The following is a 17,979-nucleotide window of genomic DNA, read 5'->3' as shown; positions in this document are numbered from 1 at the left end:
TTTCCGCCCTTATAGCTGCACACCGGAGAATGACATAAAGCCCAGCGCCATCAGACCCGTGGTAATAAAGGTGATCCCTAACCCGCGCAGACCGGCGGGCACATTGGCGTATTTCATTTTTTCACGGATCCCCGCCATCGCCACAATCGCCAGCATCCAGCCGATACCAGAGCCGAAGCCATACACGATGGACTCCGGGAAGTTATAGTCACGCTGCACCATGAAGGAGACGCCGCCAAAAATCGCGCAGTTCACGGCGATCAGCGGCAGGAAAATCCCCAGCGCGTTGTATAACGCCGGGAAATATTTATCGAGGATCATCTCGAGGATCTGCACCAGGGCCGCAATAACGCCGATAAAGGTAATAAAGTTAAGGAAGCTTAAATCGACGCCTTCCACCAGCGCCCCGTCACGCAGCACCAGGTTATAGACCAGGTTATTGATAGGCACCGACAAACCCAGCACCACGGTGACCGTCAGGCCGAGGCCAAAGGCGGTCGAGACCTTTTTCGAGACCGCCAGGAAAGTACACATCCCGAGGAAGAAGGCCAGCGCCATGTTTTCCACAAACACCGCGCGCACAAACAGGCTGATGTAATGAGCCATAATCGGTTACTCCTTTTCCTGCTGTTCAGGCTTCCAGCTACGCAGCGCCCAAATCAGCAAACCGATGATGAAGAAGGCGCTCGGCGCCAGTAGGAACAGGCCGTTCGGCTGATACCAGCCGCCGTTTTGCACCGTCTCCAGCACGGTGATGCCAAACAGTTTGCCGCTGCCGATAAGCTCGCGCAGAAAGCCGACCATCATCAGGATTGCGCCATAGCCCAGACCGTTGCCAATACCGTCCATAAAGCTGGCCAGCGGCGGCGACTTCATGGCATACGCTTCGGCGCGCCCCATCACGATACAGTTGGTAATGATAAGCCCGACAAATACCGACAGCTGTTTAGAGGTCTCATAGGCAAAAGCGCGCAGCAGCTGGTCCACCACAATCACCAGCGAAGCAATAATCGCCATCTGGACGATAATGCGCACGCTGTTGGGAATATGGTGACGGATCATAGAGATAAACATACTGGAGAATGCCGTCACCAGCGTCACCGCAATGGTCATCACCAATGCGGTTTCCAGTTTGGTGGTCACCGCCAGGGCCGAACAGACTCCCAGGACCTGCAGCGTGATGGGGTTATTGGCCAGCAGTGGCCCCACCAGCACGCGCTTCATTTCTTTCATATCGCCCAGTTCAGCCATTATTCAGCCCTCCCTCACGAACTTTTTTCAGCAACGGGCCAAACCCCATATCACCCATCCAGAAATCAAAGCTATGCTGCACGCCGTTCGAGGTCAGCGTCGCCCCGGACAGCCCATCAACGGCATGGACATCGCCCGGACGCGCCCTGCCCTTCACCACTTTCAGCGCCGGATGGCCGCGATCGTCAAGCACCTGCTTGCCGACAAACTGCTGACGCCAGTTGGGATTTTCCACCTCCCCACCTAACCCCGGCGTTTCGCCGTGATCGTAGTAGGTAATCCCTTTCACCGTACGACCGTCGGTGTCGAGGGCGACAAAGGCGTACATCACCGACCACAGGCCGTTGCCATAGATGGGCAGCACCACTTCCTGAATCTGCCGCTGCTCATCGCGCACCAGGTAAATTTCGACAATATTACTCCGGCGTTTAATGCCTGCCGGGTCCTGGCTGACATCCAGCGCGATACTTTGCTGTGGGTCTTTCAGCGCCTGCGCTTGGTTGAATTTGCCCGGATCTTTATCCAGCAGTTCGCCGGTGGCTAAATTCACCAGCCGCGGGGAAATACGGGCAGCAAAGACGGAAGCCACCTCATCCGCGCTCATCTCCGGCTGCATCAGCCCGGCAACCGCGAGAATATTGCGTTGTTTATCCAGCGCACGTTGCTCCTGCTGGCGCGACTTCAGACCCACGGCGGACCCGGCGACCACGATGGAGCACACCAGGCAAAGCACCAGCACCACCAGCAGCGTTTTGCCGATGCTATCGTTACTTTTCTTCTCAGCCACGCGACTTCCTCCGCTTAATATTGGCCTGCACCACCAGGTAATCGAACAGCGGCGCAAAGAGATTGGCGAAGAGGATCGCCAGCATCATCCCTTCCGGATAGGCCGGGTTGACCACCCGAATCAGCACACACATCACGCCGATCAGCAGGCCATAGCTCCATTTCCCTTTATCCGTAAACGATGCAGACACCGGGTCCGTCGCCATAAACATCATGCCGAAGGCAAAACCGCCGAGCACCAGATGCCAGTACCACGGCATGGCGAACATCGGGTTAGTGGCCGAGCCGATGAAATTAAACAGCGTCGCCGTCGCCATCATGCCGATCATCACCCCGGCAACGATGCGCCACGAGGCAATGCGCGCGAAGATAATGATTGCGCCGCCAATCAGGATCATCAGCGTCGAAACCTCGCCGATGGAGCCGGGAATATTGCCAAGGAAAGCCGCCATCCAGCTGACCGGCTGGCCGCTGGTCACATTCACCAACGCCTCGCCGCCGCCGCTTGCCCACTGGGACAGCGGCGTCGCGCCGGAGAAACCCTCCGCGGCGGTCCACACCAGATCGCCGGAAATTTGCGCCGGCCAGGCAAAGAACAGGAAAGCGCGCCCCGCCAGCGCCGGGTTGAGAAAGTTACGCCCGGTCCCGCCGAAAATCTCTTTGGCAATCACCACGCCGAAGGTAATCCCCAGCGCCGCCTGCCACAGCGGCAGCGTAGGCGGGACAATCAGCGCGAAGAGAATCGAGGTGACGAAGAAGCCTTCATTGATCTCGTGCTTACGCACGATAGCAAACAGCACTTCCCAGAAGCCGCCGACGATAAAGACGGTCATGTAGATGGGCAGGAAGAACACCGCGCCCAGCGTTATCATGCTGATCCAGCCCGCATCGGCGCTGAAGCTGACTCCCAGCCACTGCGCGAGGCTGTAGTGCCAGTCTGCGGCGATCACCTGCTGCAGCTGCTCTGCGCCGTACAGTTTATGCAGCGCCGGCAGGGTTTGCAGGCCGACGTTATACATCCCCCAGAACATCGCCGGGAAGACGGCAAGCCAGACCAGAATCATCATACGCTTGAGGTCAATAGCATCACGAACGTGAGCGGCGCCGCGCGTCACCTGGCCCGGGGTGTAGAACAGCGTCGCCGTCGCTTCGAACAGCGGGTAGTATTTTTCCAGCTTGCCGCCGTGAGTAAAGTGCGGCTCAAGTTTGTCAAACAGTTGCTTTAAGCCCATCACTTATCCTTCCTGCTCAATCTGGGTTAACACGCTACGCAGCGCCGGGCCGTATTCATACTTGCCGGGACAGACGTAAGTGCACAGCGCCAGGTCTTCTTCATCCAGTTCCAGGCAGCCCAGCGCCTGCGCGCTATCGCTGTCGCCCGCGAGCAAATCGCGCAGCAGTATGGTGGGCAGAATATCCAGCGGCATTACCCGCTCATAGTTACCAATCGGCACCATGGCGCGCTCGCCGCCGTGGGTATCGGTCGAGAAGTTAAACAGCTTGCGCTTGAGGAAGTGGCCCAGCGTGGTGCGGGTAATGGAAAATTTGTCTTTCCCCGGCATCACCCAGCCAAACAGTTCCTTGTCACGCCCCTCTTTGACCACGCTGACCTGCAGATGAAAACGCCCGAGGAAGGCATGAGGCCCCTGCGCACGGCTGCCGCTCAGGACCGAGCCGGAAATGACCCGGTTTTCACCTTCCTGTAGCTCGCCAGCCAGCAGTTCATCAAGGCTAACGCCGCTGCAGGTTTGAATCAGCCGCGGCTCTTTAACCTGCGGGCCGCCGAGCGCGATCACCCGTTCGCTACACAGTTCCCCGTCGAGGAACAGCCGGCCGATGGCGATAACATCCTGATAGTTAAGGTGCCAGACCTGTTTGCTGAGGCTGACGGGCTCAAGAAAATGAATGTGAGTACCCACCAGCCCGGCAGGATGCGGCCCGGCGAACTGGTTAAAGGTCACCTGCCCTGACGGGTGACCGCCCAGCTTACCGCCGCTGGCCTGGCAGACATGAACTTTGCCCGCCGTCAGGCGGGTCAGTATGGTGAGGCCGGCGTCGAAGGCCTCGCGCCGGGCGCGAATCAGCGGCTGAGGATCCGCCGCCAGCGGCTGGGTATCGATGGCGGTAACGAATATCGCCGCCGGCACGCTGCCCGGCGCCGGGGTTTTACTGAACGGGCGAGTACGCAACGCCGTCCACTGACCGGATTCCAGCAGCTGTTGCTGGACGGTTTCCCGCGCCAGCCCCGCCAGCTCGTCGGGCGCATAGCGGGAAAACTGCACGGCCTCGTCGCCGTCGACATCAATCACCACCGATTGCAGAACCCGACGTTCGCCGCGATGGATAGCGCTAATGACCCCGGCGGCAGGCGCGGTAAAGCGGACGCCAGGGTTCTTTTTATCTTCGAACAGGGTTTGCCCTTTTTGCACCCGGTCGCCTTCGCGGACCGCCATTGAGGGGCGCATACCGACATACTCTTCGCCCAACAGCGCGACGCGTTTAACCGCGACGCTCAAAGTGATCTGCTGTGATGGCATGCCAGCTATGGGCAAATTCAGCCCTTTCGTGATTTTAATCATATCGTTAGCAGGTATCCGTAACCTAAACCCCGGCATCAGGCCGAGGCCAGCAACATTGATGGGAAATCAGAGAAAAAGGAAAAGCGAGGTCCTGGTGATTCACCAGACGGGAGAGAAGCATCCTTTCTTACCCTGATCATTTAGCGGCGTAAGTGTAACATTTCGTAAGCGGAGGCTATAGGTAAACCACGATTAACTCGCTATAAAATGAGACATGTTGCGCAAAGTTCTCACTGCGCTTTGACGCCAGATTGGTTATAAAGGAAAACTAAATTGTAAACGCGGTGCGGCCGCGCTTGCGAAAAACTGCCGTGATGCTAATGTGAGCGCTCTAAATCCAGAAAAGTCTGATTTCGGGTATCTCTTGCCGTCCTGGCAATGTGGTTTTTGATTTATCAAGGAACAAGCAGTATGCGCAAAATCGCATTCTTTATTGCGATGCTTCTGTTGCCGTGCGTTTCATTTGCTGGGCTACTCAGCAATAACGGCCCGACGACGCCGGTTAGCAAAGAATATAAGCAACAATTAATGGGTTCCCCGGTTTACATTGAGATCTTCAAAGAAGAGCGCATGCTCGATCTTTACGTCAAAATGGGCGAAACCTGGCAACTTCTCGACAGCTACCGGATCTGTAACTACTCCGGCGGCCTCGGACCGAAACAGCGTCAGGGCGACTTCAAAAGTCCGGAAGGGTTTTATAACGTGACGCGCAATCAGCTAAAGCCTGACAGCCGTTTCTATAAAGCCATTAATATCGGCTTCCCGAATGCTTACGACCGCGCGCATGGTTATGAAGGTAAATACCTGATGATTCACGGCGCCTGCGTATCCATCGGCTGCTATGCGATGACCGATACCGGCATCGATGAGATTTTCCAGTTTGTCACCGGCGCGTTAGTGTTCGGCCAGCCCAACGTGCAGGTCAGCATCTATCCCTTCCGCATGACCGATGCCAATATGGAACGCCACAAGTACTCTTACTATGCGGATTTCTGGAAACAGCTGAAGCCCGGCTACGACTATTTCCAGCAAACCCACAAGCCGCCTGTTGTCTCGGTGATGGATGGCCGTTACGTGGTGAGCAAACCGCTCAGCCATGAAGTTATTCATCCGCAGCTGGCGTCAAACTACACGGTCCCCCAGGCAAAATAGCGCCCACTCACCTGGCATAATCTTATTCCAGGTCTCATTGCCGGTCAGCGGCTGAGTGGCGATAACGGTGACCACATCATCAGGTGTGGTCTCTCGTTGAAAGTCGATTTCCACATCCTGATCCAGCAGCGTTGCCACGCCAAACGGCGCCCGGCGCGTAATCCAGTGCAGGTTCGTCGAGCAAAACGCCATCACATAGCGCCCGTCCGACAGCAGCATATTGAACACGCCTTTTTCCCGCAGCTCACCCGCCAGCGTCGCGATAAACCTGAACACGTCCACCATATCGTCCGGCGTGCCCGCATAGCGCTCGGTCAGGCAGTGCAGGATCCAGCAGAAGACTTTTTCGCTGTCGGTCTCGCCGATCGGCTGAAGATTCCCCGTCTCCAGAGACTCATAGCCTTCCAGCTGACCGTTATGCGCGTAGGTCCAGTTGCGCCCCCACAGTTCGCGGGTAAACGGATGGGTATTTTCCAGGGCGACGATACCGCGGTTAGCCTGGCGAATATGGGCGATGACCGAGCACGATTTGATCGGGTAGTCCTGTACCAGCTTCGCTATTGGCGACTGAAAACTGGGCTGGGGATCTTTGAATGTGCGACAGCCTTTACCTTCATAAAAGGTAATGCCCCAACCGTCTTTATGGGGACCGGTTCCTCCACCGCGCTGGACCAGCCCGGTAAAGCTAAAGCAAATATCTGTTGGCACATTCGCGCTCATCCCGAGCAATTCGCACATACATCACCTCACACCACTCAGCTTAAACACAAAAGGCGTTATTACCGCCGCCGCTCTGAACACGGCCAGCGCGCAACAACCGTAGCGAATGTACGCGAGGGTTTGCGCGCTGGCCCGGTGCAAAATGGCAAACAGAGTCGCCTTTTAAGCCTTCACCATCTCTTTTTCGATCAGCATAATCAGAATATGAATCACTTTAATGTGAATTTCCTGAATGCGGTCGGCATAACCAAAATGCGGCACGCGGATTTCAACATCGGCGGATCCCGCCATTTTACCGCCATCTTTACCGGTCAGGGTAATCACTTTCATCCCCTGCGCACGGGCAGCGTCAATCGCTTTAATCACGTTACCGGAGTTGCCGGAAGTGGAGATCCCCAGCAGCACATCGCCGGCGCGACCGACGGACTCGACGTAGCGGGAAAAGACGTACTCGTAACCAAAATCGTTACTGACGCAGGACAGGTGGCTGACATCTGAAATCGCAATCGCCGGATAGCCGGGACGATTCTCACGATAGCGCCCGGTCAGTTCTTCCGCAAAGTGCATCGCATCGCAGTGGGAACCGCCGTTGCCGCAGGAGAGGACTTTGCCACCGGCCTTAAAGCTATCTGCCAGCAGCACCGCGGCACGCTGGATGGCGTGAATATTGGCTTCGTCCTGCAGAAAGTTAGCCAGCGTTTCCGCCGCTTCGTTCAGTTCGTTACGAATAAGATCCTGGTACATGAGGATAATCCTTCAGTATTGGTGGAATAACCCTGGCAGTGTACCGGATAGCCGCCGGGGCGAGAAGCAGCAGGCGCGCTTATCCGCCGGGGTTTTGATTTTACGTGCCGCTTTTACGTACAACAATGTGAGCAAGGTTGTAATTATTTTGTAAACACATTGCTAAAACAAATTACATCCACTACAACCATATCATCACAAGTGGTCAGACCTCCTACAAGACAGGGAGCATTTCTCTATGATGATTTTGAGTATTGTTGCAACCGTTGTTCTGCTCGGTGCACTCTTCTATCACCGAATCAATCTCCTGCTCAGCAGTGCGATTTTACTCGCCTGGACCGCCGCGCTTAGCGTGGCCGGGCTGTGGAATATCTGGCTGCTGGTACCGCTGGCGATTATCCTGCTGCCGTTTAACTTCGCGCCGATGCGTAAGTCGATGATGTCGGCACCGGCATTTCGCGCGTTTCGCAAAGTGATGCCACCGATGTCGCGCACCGAAAAAGAAGCGATTGACGCGGGCACCACCTGGTGGGAAGGCGATCTGTTCCGCGGTAACCCGGACTGGCAAAAGCTGCATAACTATCCACAGCCGCGCCTGACCGCCGAAGAACAGGCGTTCATCGACGGCCCGGTAGAAGAAGCCTGCCGCATGGCTAACGACTTTGAAATTACCCATGAGATGGCCGATCTGCCGCCGGAACTGTGGGCGTATCTGAAAGAGCATCGCTTCTTTGCAATGATCATTAAGAAAGAGTACGGCGGCCTCGAGTTCTCCGCTTACGCTCAGTCCCGCGTGCTGCAAAAGCTCTCCGGCGTTTCCGGCATTCTGGCGATCACCGTCGGCGTACCGAACTCTTTAGGCCCGGGCGAACTGCTGCAACATTACGGTACTGAAGAACAGAAAAATCACTATCTGCCGCGTCTGGCCCGTGGCCAGGAAATTCCATGCTTTGCCCTGACCAGCCCGGAAGCGGGTTCAGATGCCGGCGCGATTCCGGATACCGGCGTCGTCTGCATGGGCGAATGGCAAGGCGAGCAGGTACTGGGCATGCGCCTGACCTGGAACAAACGCTACATTACCCTGGCTCCTGTCGCGACCGTGCTGGGACTGGCCTTTAAACTCTCTGACCCGGATCGTCTGCTGGGCGGGGAAGAAGAGCTGGGGATTACCTGCGCGCTGATCCCAACCACCACGCCCGGCGTGGAGATTGGCCGTCGCCACTTCCCGCTGAACGTCCCGTTCCAGAACGGACCAACGCAGGGTAAAGACATTTTCGTACCGATCGATTACATCATCGGCGGCCCGACGATGGCCGGTCAGGGTTGGCGGATGCTGGTAGAATGCCTCTCCGTGGGCCGCGGTATCACCCTGCCGTCTAACGCCACCGGCGGGCTGAAATCCGTGGCGATGGCGACCGGCGCTTATGCCCACATTCGCCGGCAGTTCAAAATTTCTATCGGTAAAATGGAAGGTATCGAAGAGCCCCTGGCACGCATCGCCGGTAACGCGTATGTCATGGATGCCGCCGCTTCGCTGATTACTTACGGGATCATGCTGGGAGAAAAACCGGCGGTGCTGTCGGCTATCGTGAAATACCACTGTACCCACCGCGGCCAGCGTTCAATTATTGACGCCATGGATATCACCGGCGGTAAAGGCATTATGCTCGGTGAAGGTAACTTCCTCGCCCGCGCCTATCAGGGTGCGCCGATCGCCATCACCGTGGAAGGAGCCAACATCCTGACCCGCAGTATGATGATCTTCGGTCAGGGGGCGATTCGTTGCCATCCGTACGTACTTGATGAGATGGCCGCCGCGCAGAACAACGATGTGGACGCGTTCGACAAGCTGCTGTTTAAGCATATCGGCCACGTCGGTAGCAATAAAGTGCGCAGCTTCTGGCTGGGCCTGACCCACGGCCTGACCAGCAGCACGCCGACCCGCGACAGCACTCGCCGCTACTATCAGCACATGAATCGTCTGAGCGCGAACCTGGCGCTGCTGTCCGACGTCGCCATGGCGGTGCTGGGCGGCAGCCTGAAGCGTCGCGAGCGGATTTCCGCCCGCCTCGGCGATGTCCTGAGCCAGCTCTATCTCGCCTCGGCGGTACTGAAGCGCTATGACGATGAAGGGCGCAATGAAGCCGACCTTCCACTGGTTCATTGGGGGGTTCAGGATGCGTTGTATCAGGCGGAGCAGGCGATCGACGATCTGCTGAAAAACTTCCCGAACCGTTTCGTCGCTGGCGTAATGCGCCTCGCCATCTTCCCGACCGGCCGTCACTACAACGCGCCGTCCGATAAGCTGGACCATAAGGTGGCGAAAATCCTGCAGGTGCCGAGCGCCACGCGTTCCCGCATCGGCCGCGGCCAGTATCTGACCCCGAGCGAACATAACCCGGTCGGTCTGCTGGAAGAGGCGCTGCTTGATGTCATGGCGGCCGACCCGATCCACCAGCGTATCTGCAAAGAGCTGGGTAAAAACCTGCCGTTTACCCGCCTGGATGAACTGGCGCGTAACGCCCTGACCAAAGGTTTAATCAATCAGGATGAGGCCACGATCCTCACCCGCGCGGAAACCAGTCGCCTGCGCAGTATTAACGTGGATGATTTCGCGCCGGATGAGCTGGCGACCAAACCGGTAAAGTTGCCGGAGAAAGTCCGCAAGATTGAAGCGGCCTGAATCATAAATTAATCACATCACGATCGGGGCGGGGGTTTTCCCCCGCCTTTTTTTGCCCCGCTTTACCCCCCGACTTCGCACAAATCATTTTCCGAATTAGCGCGATAGGCTGTCAATCGGCCAGCGCCACGCACCGCAAATTCCCGCTCAATAATTAAAATACCTACGTGGATCACGTTTCCTCCCAGTAACTCGGTTCAGCCTGCTGAACAAGGCGTATTTTCCGCTTTCCAGAGTGGATAGGCTTTATATCAACGAGAAACAGGAGCCGTTATGGGCGGTAAAGGATGTAATTCATTAATCCGGGCAGAAAAAATCCTGACCTACATTGCATATGTCGGAGCAGCCAGCTTTATGGAGCTGCTAAAAGAATTTCAGTACCCGAAAAGTAGCCTGCTGAATTTATTAAATGCCATGGTCGACTGCGGTTTTTTAATAAAAAGTGAGCGTAATCAATACTCGCTTGGCATAAAAAATTACGAGCTCGGGTGTCAGTCGCTGCACCGGAAAAACATATTTGAGGTGACGAAGCGCCCGATGCAGGAGCTTTCGTTGAAAAGCGGACTGGTCTGCCATTTAGGGGTTATGGAGAGTTATTCCGCCATTTATCTGGATAAAGTCGAGAGCCCGGATTCCGTGCCAACTAAAAAAAGCTGGATCGGTAAAAAATTAGAATTGCATATCACCGCACTCGGTAAGGCGCTGCTGGCCTGGAAGCCGCGAGAAGAGATAGATTATTTTCTCGATGTCTTAATTCTGAAAAAGCACACGCAAAACACCTTCACCGATAAAAAGTTATTTCGTGAAGAGCTACAGAAAACGCGCCTCAGGGGATGGGCGATAGATAATGAAGAATCGACCTATGGAGCGGTATGCCTGAGCATGCCTATTTTCGATATGTATCATCGCGTAAATTATGCAATTTCATTATCGGGAGACCCGATAGTTTATGCGGGAAAGAGGATCGATAGTTATCTCGAACTGCTCAGGCAATGCGCCGATCAGATCTCGCATGGTCTGGGTTATAGAACCGAAAATGAATATTTAAGAAAAGGAAATTGATCTAATGAAAAAATTCAGGGGAATTATTCCACCGGTCTCCACGACACTCGATAACGACGGCAACATTGATAAAATAGCCTTAACAAAGGTCGCCGATTTTCTTATTAAGAAAGGCGTCGACGGCTTGTTTTATCTGGGAACCGGCGGTGAATTTAGTCAGATGAACGCCGGACAAAGGATGGACTTTACCGAGGCGGCAATTGCGGCGGTTGGCGGACGCGTTCCGGTATTAATTGGCGTTGGCTCCCCCTCCACTGACGAAGCGGTGAAACTGGCAAAACACGCCGAAACCTGCGGCGCGGACGGCATCGTTATTATTAACCCCTATTACTGGAAAGTTGCCGCCAGCAATTTGGATGACTATTACCATCGCATCGCCAGCAGCGTCCGCCTACCGGCGATCGTTTATAACTTCCCGGACCTCACCGGCCAGGATCTCACCCCTGCTATCGTCAAACGGCTGGTACTGCAAAATGAAAACATCGTCGGTATTAAAGACACTATCGATAGCGTCGGCCACCTGCGGGCGATGATTAACACCGTCAAAGCCGTGCGCCCCGAGTTCTCCGTGTTCTGCGGTTTCGACGACCATTTACTGAATAACCTGCTGCTGGGCGGGGATGGTGCTATTACCGCCAGTGCAAACTTCGCGCCGGAACTGTCCGTAGGCATTTTTAGCGCCTGGCAAGATGGCGATCTCGCAACAGCGGCGGCGCTCAATAAAAAATTGCTGCAGCTACCCGCTATTTACTCCCTGGAAACACCATTTGTCTCTCTTATCAAATATGCCATGCAGTGTGTGGGGCTGCCGGTAAATACCTACTGCCTGCCGCCGATTCTGGATGCATCGGAAGAGGCAAAGGCGCGAGTTCGCGAGCTGCTGGCCTCGCAGGGCATTTTAAAATCATGAGGAGGCATTCGATGTCCATTGACGATATTTTTGCTAGCAATAACCCGGATATCTACCGCGTCAGAACCCACGCACCGGGTCCGCAGGGCGAGCTGCCGCTGACCCCGGATATGCTAATCAACCGCCCTAGCGGCGATATTTTTGGCATGACTATGAATGCCGGGATGGGCTGGTCGCCGGATGAGCTGAATCAGGATGGAATCCTGTTGCTTAGCACGCTAGGCGGGCTGCGCGGGCCGGACGGCAAACCCGTCGCGCTGGCGCTTCATCAGGGACATTACGAGCTGGATATCCAGATGAGAGCAGCGGCGGAGGTCATAAAAAACCATCACGTGCTGCCTTACGCGGTGTATGTCTCCGATCTCTGCGACGGACGCACGCAGGGTACTACCGGTATGTTCGATTCATTACCTTATCGTAATGATGCCTCTATGGTGATGCGCCGCCTGATCCGTTCCCTACCGGGAGTTAAAGCGGTGATTGGCGTGGCAACCTGTGATAAAGGGCTGCCAGCCACTATGATGGCGCTGGCCTCACAGCATGATAAAGCAACGGTATTGATCCCCGGCGGGGCCACGCTGCCGGCTTTACATGGAGAAGATAACGGCAAGGTGCAGACTATTGGCGCGCGTTTTGCCAACGGCGAATTATCGCTGCAGGACGCTCGTCGGGCGGGCTGTCAGGCCTGCGCTTCATCGGGCGGTGGCTGCCAGTTCCTCGGAACCGCAGGCACCTCGCAGGTCGTCGCTGAAGGCCTCGGCCTCGCGATTCCGCATTCTGCGCTGGCGCCTTCGGGCGAACCGGTCTGGACGGAGATCGCCAGGGCATCAGCGCGGGCCGCGCTGCAGCTAAGCCAGAAAGGCATCACGACTAAGGATATCCTCACCGATCGCTCTATTGAAAACGCCATGATGGTCCATGCGGCATTTGGCGGCTCCACCAATCTCCTGCTGCACATCCCGGCGATTGCCCATCAGGCGGACTGCCATATTCCGACGGTGGAGGACTGGATACGTATTAATAAACAGGTACCGCGCCTGGTCAGCGTACTGCCCAATGGCCCGGTTTACCACCCAACCGTACGGGCCTTTATGGCTGGCGGCGTACCTGAAGTGATGCTGCATCTGCGCCAGTTGGGTCTCCTGCATGAGGATGTCATTACCGTAACGGGCAATACGCTAGGGGAAAATCTCGACTGGTGGGAGCGCTCCGAGCGTCGGCAGATATTTAAACATCTGCTGCTCAGTCAGGAGCAGGTTGATCCCCAGGAGGTCATCATGTCTCCGCAGCAGGCGCAAAAACGCGGGTTAACCTCCACGATTACCTTCCCGGTCGGAAATATCGCTCCGGAGGGCTCGGTCATAAAATCCACGGCTATCGACCCCTCGGTCATTAATGAAGAAGGTATTTATTATCATAAGGGCGTGGCGAAGGTGTACCTCTCGGAGAAAACCGCTATTTATGATATCAAACATGAAAAAATTAAAGCGGGCGATATTCTGGTTATTATCGGCGTAGGGCCATCCGGCACCGGGATGGAGGAAACTTATCAGGTCACCAGCGCGCTGAAGCATTTATCCTATGGGAAGCATGTTTCGCTTATTACCGACGCTCGATTCTCCGGTGTTTCCACCGGCGCCTGTATTGGCCACGTTGGCCCGGAGGCTCTGGCAGGCGGCGCTATCGGGAAATTACGCACCGGGGATCTTATTGAAATTAAAATTGACTGCAAACAACTCCAGGGAGAAGTCAATTTCCTGGGTCTCGCTAATGTTCAGGACATCCCCTCACGAGAGGAGGCTACCGTTATATTAAACAGCAGAAGCAGCCACCCTGATTTATTGCCCGATCCTGATTTACCAGATGATACCCAACTCTGGGCGATGCTCCAGGCGGTGAGCGGTGGCACCTGGTGCGGCTGCATCTACGACGTTAATAAAATAAGCTCTGCGCTGCACCAGCACATGACTAAATCCTGAAGAAATAATTAAAACCATTGTTACATTATTAATGAGAGGACGTTATGCCACTATTAATTGTTGTGGCAGGTATCGCTGTACTCCTGCTTTTAACCATAAAAATAAAACTCAATACTTTTGTTTCATTAATTATTGTCTCGCTGGCCGTAGCTATTGCCAGCGGCATGGACCTGAATAAGGTCGTCGCTTCTGTCGAATCCGGGCTAGGCGGCACGCTTGGTCATATCGGCTTGATATTCGGTTTTGGCGTAATGCTGGGACGGCTATTATCCGATGCCGGCGGCGCGCAGCGTATTGCATTGACCATGCTGAACTATTTTGGTGTCAAAAGGCTGGACTGGGCGGTAGTAACTTCGGCATTTATTGTCGGTATCGCGCTATTTTTCGAAGTCGGTTTAATTCTGCTGGTACCGATTTTATTCGCCATCGCCAGGGAAGCTAAAATATCACCGATGTATATGTGCGTACCGATGCTATCGGGTTTGTTAGTGGCGCACGGTTTTCTGCCGCCGCATCCCGGCCCTACCGTCATCGCCAGAGAATATGGTGCAGATGTTGGTGTCGTGCTGATTTATGGTATTATCGTGGGCATTCCAACCTTTATTCTCTGTGGCCCGCTGCTGAATAAAGTATGCCAACGGCTGATCCCGGAGGCATTTACCAAAGAAGGCAACATTGCTTCCCTTGGGGCGACAAAGAGCTTTACCGAAAGCGAAATGCCGGGGTTTGGGATAAGTTTTCTGACCGCCATGCTGCCGGTTATCCTGATGGCCCTGGTCACCATTATGCAAATGGTCCGGCCAAAAGACGCAGGCGATCCCGGTATGCTCTATTCCGTGTTCCTTTTTTTGGGAAACTCGACGATCGCGATGCTGATTTCGCTGCTGTTCGCCATTTGGGCCATGGGTCTCGGGAGAGGAAAAACGATTCCGGAACTGATGGACTCCTGCGGGAAAGCGATTGCAGGCATTGCCGGTCTGTTATTGATTATCGGCGGTGGCGGCGCATTCAAACAGGTGTTGATTGATTCCGGCGTCGGCCAGTATATTTCGACGCTGGTGGCAGGCACGGATATCAACCCCATTCTGATGGCCTGGGGAGTAGCGGCCTTTTTGAGGATTTGTCTGGGCTCCGCAACGGTTGCCGCCATCTCCACCGCCGGTCTGGTGATCCCTCTGCTGTCTGCACACCCAAACACAAACCTGGCCTTGATTACTCTTGCAACGGGAGCAGGCTCCTGCATTTGCTCTCATGTAAATGACGCAAGCTTCTGGATGATAAAGGATTTCTTCGGCCTGACCATCAAGGAAACTCTACTGTCCTGGACGCTGATGTCAACAATGTTATCCCTTTGCGGCCTGATCTTTATTATGCTGGCCAGCATGGCGATTTAAACCGCACGGCCATGCTTCACGCAGTGCCCCTTAAATTCCCCCTCGCGGGCCAGGGTTTACGGGGCACCGCCGTATAGCCCCCCCTGAAGTAAAAAAGCCGCGTAAATAAATTCGCGCGAGCCCGTCTTTGCGGCTTTTCGCCTCATGCGCCCTTGTACCTCTGACGCTCTCTTTCCCGCACAAATCGTTTCCAGCATTAGCATTTTTTTAACAAAATATTCCTCTCACCATCCTGCGGCTGATATGGTATTAAAATAATGATAACGCCCTAATGATACTGGAGTTCACCACCGTGCCTGGCCTGAAAATTACGTTGCTGCAACAACCTCTGGTGTGGATGGACGGTCCCGCCAACCTACGCCATTTCGATCGTCAACTGGAAGGTATTACCGGGCGTGACCTGATTGTTTTACCGGAAATGTTCACCACCGGCTTCGCTATGGAAGCGGCAAAGCAGTCGATGGCGCAGGAAGAGGTCGTTGACTGGATGCGGGCAAAAGCGATGCAAACTCATGCCCTGATCGCCGGTAGCGCCGCGCTGCAAACCGAGCGCGGGCCGGTTAACCGCTTCCTGCTGGTGGATCCCGACGGCGCCACGCGCTTCTATGACAAGCGGCATCTGTTCCGGATGGCCGGAGAACATCATCATTATGAGGCGGGCAGCGAACGGGTTGTTTTTGAGTGGCGCGGCTGGCGGATTCTACCGCTGGTCTGCTATGACCTGCGTTTCCCGGTGTGGTCACGCAACCATAACGACTACGATTTAGCGCTGTACGTGGCCAACTGGCCCGCGCCGCGCTCGCTGCACTGGCAGTCGCTGCTGGTAGCCCGGGCCATTGAAAACCAGGCCTACGTCGCCGGTTGTAACCGCGTCGGCACCGACGGCAACGGCCATCATTATCGCGGCGACAGCCGTATCATCAGCCCACAGGGAGAAATTCTGGCCACCGCCGAGCCCCATCAGGCCACGCGCCTTGATGCCGAGCTGTCGCTGACGGCGCTCACCGAGTATCGCGAGAAATTTCCCGCCTGGCAGGATGCGGATCCTTTTACCCTCGGGTAAAGCGAGATCCAAAAGGGGGCGCTATTCGCCCCCTTTTTACGCCACCAGGATTTAGCTCACCAGCGCCTGCCCGTCCTTGCGGCTTTCGGTCGCGGCGACGTAATGGCCCTCCGGCAGGCGATAAATCGCCTGTGCGCCGCCGAAGTTGTAGTCCTGCAGCGGGTCCTCCACCACAATCTGATGCCCGCGCTCGCGCAGCCCCGCAATCACGTTGCGGCTGAAGGTCGATTCAACCACCACCTCCCGCCCCTGCACCACCCGCCAGCGCGGCGCGTCGATCGCCGCCTGCGGGTTTTGTCCATGCAGCATAATGCGCAGGGCCATCTGCATATGCCCCTGCGCCTGCATCGGACCGCCCATCACGCCAAACGACATCAGCGGCTTGCCATCGCCATCTAACGCAAAACCGGGAATGATGGTATGGAACGGCCGCTTGCCGCCCGCCAGCGCGTTCGGGTGGCCGGGATCGAGCACAAAGCCGCAGCCGCGGTTTTGCAGGCTGATGCCGGTATCAGGGACCACGACCCCGGAGCCAAAGCCCATATAGTTGGACTGAATAAACGACACCATCATTCCGCTGGCGTCGGCCGTCGAGAGATAGACCGTTCCGCTCTGGGTCGGAGAACCGTAGGTAAAATCGGAGGCCTGCTGCGGATCGATCAGCGCGGCGCGGGATTTCAGATACTCGTCGCTTAACAGCGTCCCGGCAGCAAACTCCATATGATCTTCGTCGGCAACGTAGCGATCGAGGTCCGCCAGCGCCAGCTTCATTGCCTCAATCGACAGATGCAGCGACTGTACCGAATCGGGGTCGTAGCGACCGATATCACACTGTTCGAGGATCCCGAGCGCAATCAGGGTGGCGATCCCCTGGCCATTAGGCGGCAGCTCCTGTACCGAACCGCCGGCAAAATCACGCGACAGCAGTTCGACCCAATCGGCGCGGTGGTTAGCCAGATCGTCCGCCGTCAGATGCGCGCCGTGCTCCCGGGCGAATGCCGCAATCTTCTGCGCCAGCTCGCCGCGATAGAACGCCTCCCCATTGGTTTCGGCGATCAGCGCCAGGGTTTTCGCCTGCGCTGGGTTACGGAAAATCTCGCCGACCCGCGGCGCGCGGCCTTGCGGCGCAAAGCAGGCGCTGAAGCCCGGCTGATCTTTCAGTTTGTTATAGCCCCGCTGCCACAGGTGACCAATCAGCGGCGAAACGGGAAAGCCGTTACGCGCATAGTCAATGGCCGGCTGCGCCAGCGTGGTGAGCGGCAGCGAACCGAAGCGTTCCGCCAGCGCCACCCAGCCGGAAACCGCGCCCGGGACGGTGACCGCATCCCAGCCGATTTCCGGTACCGCGCCTTTGCCGGCGAACAGATCGGCATGCCAGCTGGCGGGAGAGCGCCCGGAGGCATTCAGGCCATGCAATTTTTCACCGTCCCAGATAATGGCAAACGCATCGCTGCCGATACCGCAGCCGGTCGGTTCCACCACGGTGAGAGCCATCGCGGTGGCAATCGCCGCATCAACCGCATTGCCGCCCAGCTGCAGCATCCGCATCCCCGCCTGCGCCGCCAGCGGCTGCGACGTCGCCACGGCGTTGCGCCCCATCATCGGTGGGCGACGTGAAGCATAACCGGTCGAGAAATCAAGCGCTTTTGTCATTAT

The 17,979-nt window shown here is 56.1% G+C and carries 15 protein-coding genes; 7 read left to right on the top strand and 8 right to left on the bottom strand.

Translation table 11 applies throughout. The features are described 5' to 3' along the window. Positions 1–9: 9 nt before the first annotated feature. Genes nqrE through EDF73_RS08220 form a run of 5 tightly spaced genes read right to left on the bottom strand, consistent with a single transcriptional unit; the run spans position 10 to position 4,616 of the window. Positions 10–606 carry an NADH:ubiquinone reductase (Na(+)-transporting) subunit E gene (nqrE, locus tag EDF73_RS08240; protein ID WP_123706666.1) on the bottom strand — a complete coding sequence of 199 codons (597 nt, stop codon included), beginning with the start codon at positions 604–606 and terminating at the stop codon, positions 10–12. Between the two features lie 6 nt (positions 607–612). Next, positions 613–1,251, bottom strand: coding sequence for an NADH:ubiquinone reductase (Na(+)-transporting) subunit D (locus EDF73_RS08235; protein WP_132728193.1), 639 nt, complete (start codon positions 1,249–1,251; stop codon positions 613–615). Then, positions 1,244–2,038 carry a Na(+)-translocating NADH-quinone reductase subunit C gene (locus tag EDF73_RS08230; RefSeq protein WP_132728192.1) on the bottom strand — a complete coding sequence of 265 codons (795 nt, stop codon included), beginning with the start codon at positions 2,036–2,038 and terminating at the stop codon, positions 1,244–1,246. Before EDF73_RS08230 ends, EDF73_RS08235 begins: the two co-directional genes overlap by 8 nt. Beyond that, positions 2,031–3,269: an NADH:ubiquinone reductase (Na(+)-transporting) subunit B gene (locus EDF73_RS08225; RefSeq protein WP_132728190.1), complete on the bottom strand. Its 1,239-nt coding sequence runs from the start codon at positions 3,267–3,269 to the stop codon at positions 2,031–2,033. The genes EDF73_RS08230 and EDF73_RS08225 overlap by 8 nt, the downstream gene beginning before the upstream one ends. A 3-nt stretch (positions 3,270–3,272) precedes the next feature. After that, positions 3,273–4,616, bottom strand: coding sequence for a Na(+)-translocating NADH-quinone reductase subunit A (locus EDF73_RS08220; protein ID WP_132728188.1), 1,344 nt, complete (start codon positions 4,614–4,616; stop codon positions 3,273–3,275). Positions 4,617–5,027: 411 nt separating this feature from the next. Here EDF73_RS08220 and dpaA point away from each other — a divergent pair, with 411 nt between their 5' ends. Further along, positions 5,028–5,768, top strand: a complete 741-nt coding sequence (dpaA, locus tag EDF73_RS08210; RefSeq protein ID WP_132728186.1) for a peptidoglycan meso-diaminopimelic acid protein amidase — start codon at positions 5,028–5,030, stop codon at positions 5,766–5,768. Here the strand turns inward: dpaA and EDF73_RS08205 are convergent. Then, positions 5,739–6,506 (bottom strand): class II glutamine amidotransferase, encoded by a 768-nt coding sequence (locus EDF73_RS08205; RefSeq protein ID WP_132728184.1) that lies wholly within the window; start codon positions 6,504–6,506, stop codon positions 5,739–5,741. The genes dpaA and EDF73_RS08205 overlap by 30 nt on opposite strands. Positions 6,507–6,650: 144 nt before the next feature. Then, positions 6,651–7,232, bottom strand: coding sequence for a D-sedoheptulose 7-phosphate isomerase (gene lpcA / locus EDF73_RS08200; RefSeq protein ID WP_132728182.1), 582 nt, complete (start codon positions 7,230–7,232; stop codon positions 6,651–6,653). A 238-nt stretch (positions 7,233–7,470) separates the two neighbouring features. Here lpcA and fadE point away from each other — a divergent pair, with 238 nt between their 5' ends. The 6 genes from fadE to EDF73_RS08170 all read left to right on the top strand — a co-directional run bounded on the left by fadE (position 7,471) and on the right by EDF73_RS08170 (position 16,323). Further along, a complete protein-coding gene (fadE, locus tag EDF73_RS08195; protein ID WP_132728180.1) occupies positions 7,471–9,915 on the top strand; it encodes an acyl-CoA dehydrogenase FadE in 2,445 nt (814 codons plus the stop codon). Positions 9,916–10,188: 273 nt separating this feature from the next. After that, entirely contained in the window at positions 10,189–10,977 is a 789-nt protein-coding gene (locus EDF73_RS08190; protein WP_132728179.1) for an IclR family transcriptional regulator, read from the top strand. Positions 10,978–10,981: 4 nt separating this feature from the next. Beyond that, positions 10,982–11,887, top strand: a complete 906-nt coding sequence (locus EDF73_RS08185) for a dihydrodipicolinate synthase family protein (protein WP_132728177.1) — start codon at positions 10,982–10,984, stop codon at positions 11,885–11,887. A gap of 11 nt (positions 11,888–11,898) precedes the next feature. Further along, positions 11,899–13,866 carry a YjhG/YagF family D-xylonate dehydratase gene (locus tag EDF73_RS08180; protein WP_132728175.1) on the top strand — a complete coding sequence of 656 codons (1,968 nt, stop codon included), beginning with the start codon at positions 11,899–11,901 and terminating at the stop codon, positions 13,864–13,866. Between the two features lie 44 nt (positions 13,867–13,910). Beyond that, positions 13,911–15,260 (top strand): GntP family permease, encoded by a 1,350-nt coding sequence (locus EDF73_RS08175; protein ID WP_132728173.1) that lies wholly within the window; start codon positions 13,911–13,913, stop codon positions 15,258–15,260. Positions 15,261–15,552: 292 nt separating this feature from the next. After that, on the top strand, positions 15,553–16,323 hold the full coding sequence (locus EDF73_RS08170; protein WP_132728988.1) for an amidohydrolase: 771 nt from the start codon (positions 15,553–15,555) through the stop codon (positions 16,321–16,323). A 51-nt stretch (positions 16,324–16,374) separates the two neighbouring features. On the opposite strand, the gene EDF73_RS08165 is transcribed toward EDF73_RS08170, so the two are convergent. Continuing rightward, positions 16,375–17,976, bottom strand: a complete 1,602-nt coding sequence (locus tag EDF73_RS08165) for a gamma-glutamyltransferase family protein (protein ID WP_132728171.1) — start codon at positions 17,974–17,976, stop codon at positions 16,375–16,377. Positions 17,977–17,979: the final 3 nt, after the last annotated feature.

Source organism: Klebsiella sp. BIGb0138, from assembly GCF_004342285.1.
In the GTDB taxonomy this organism is placed as follows: domain Bacteria; phylum Pseudomonadota; class Gammaproteobacteria; order Enterobacterales; family Enterobacteriaceae; genus Klebsiella.
This window is presented reverse-complemented; position numbering and strand designations above follow the sequence as displayed.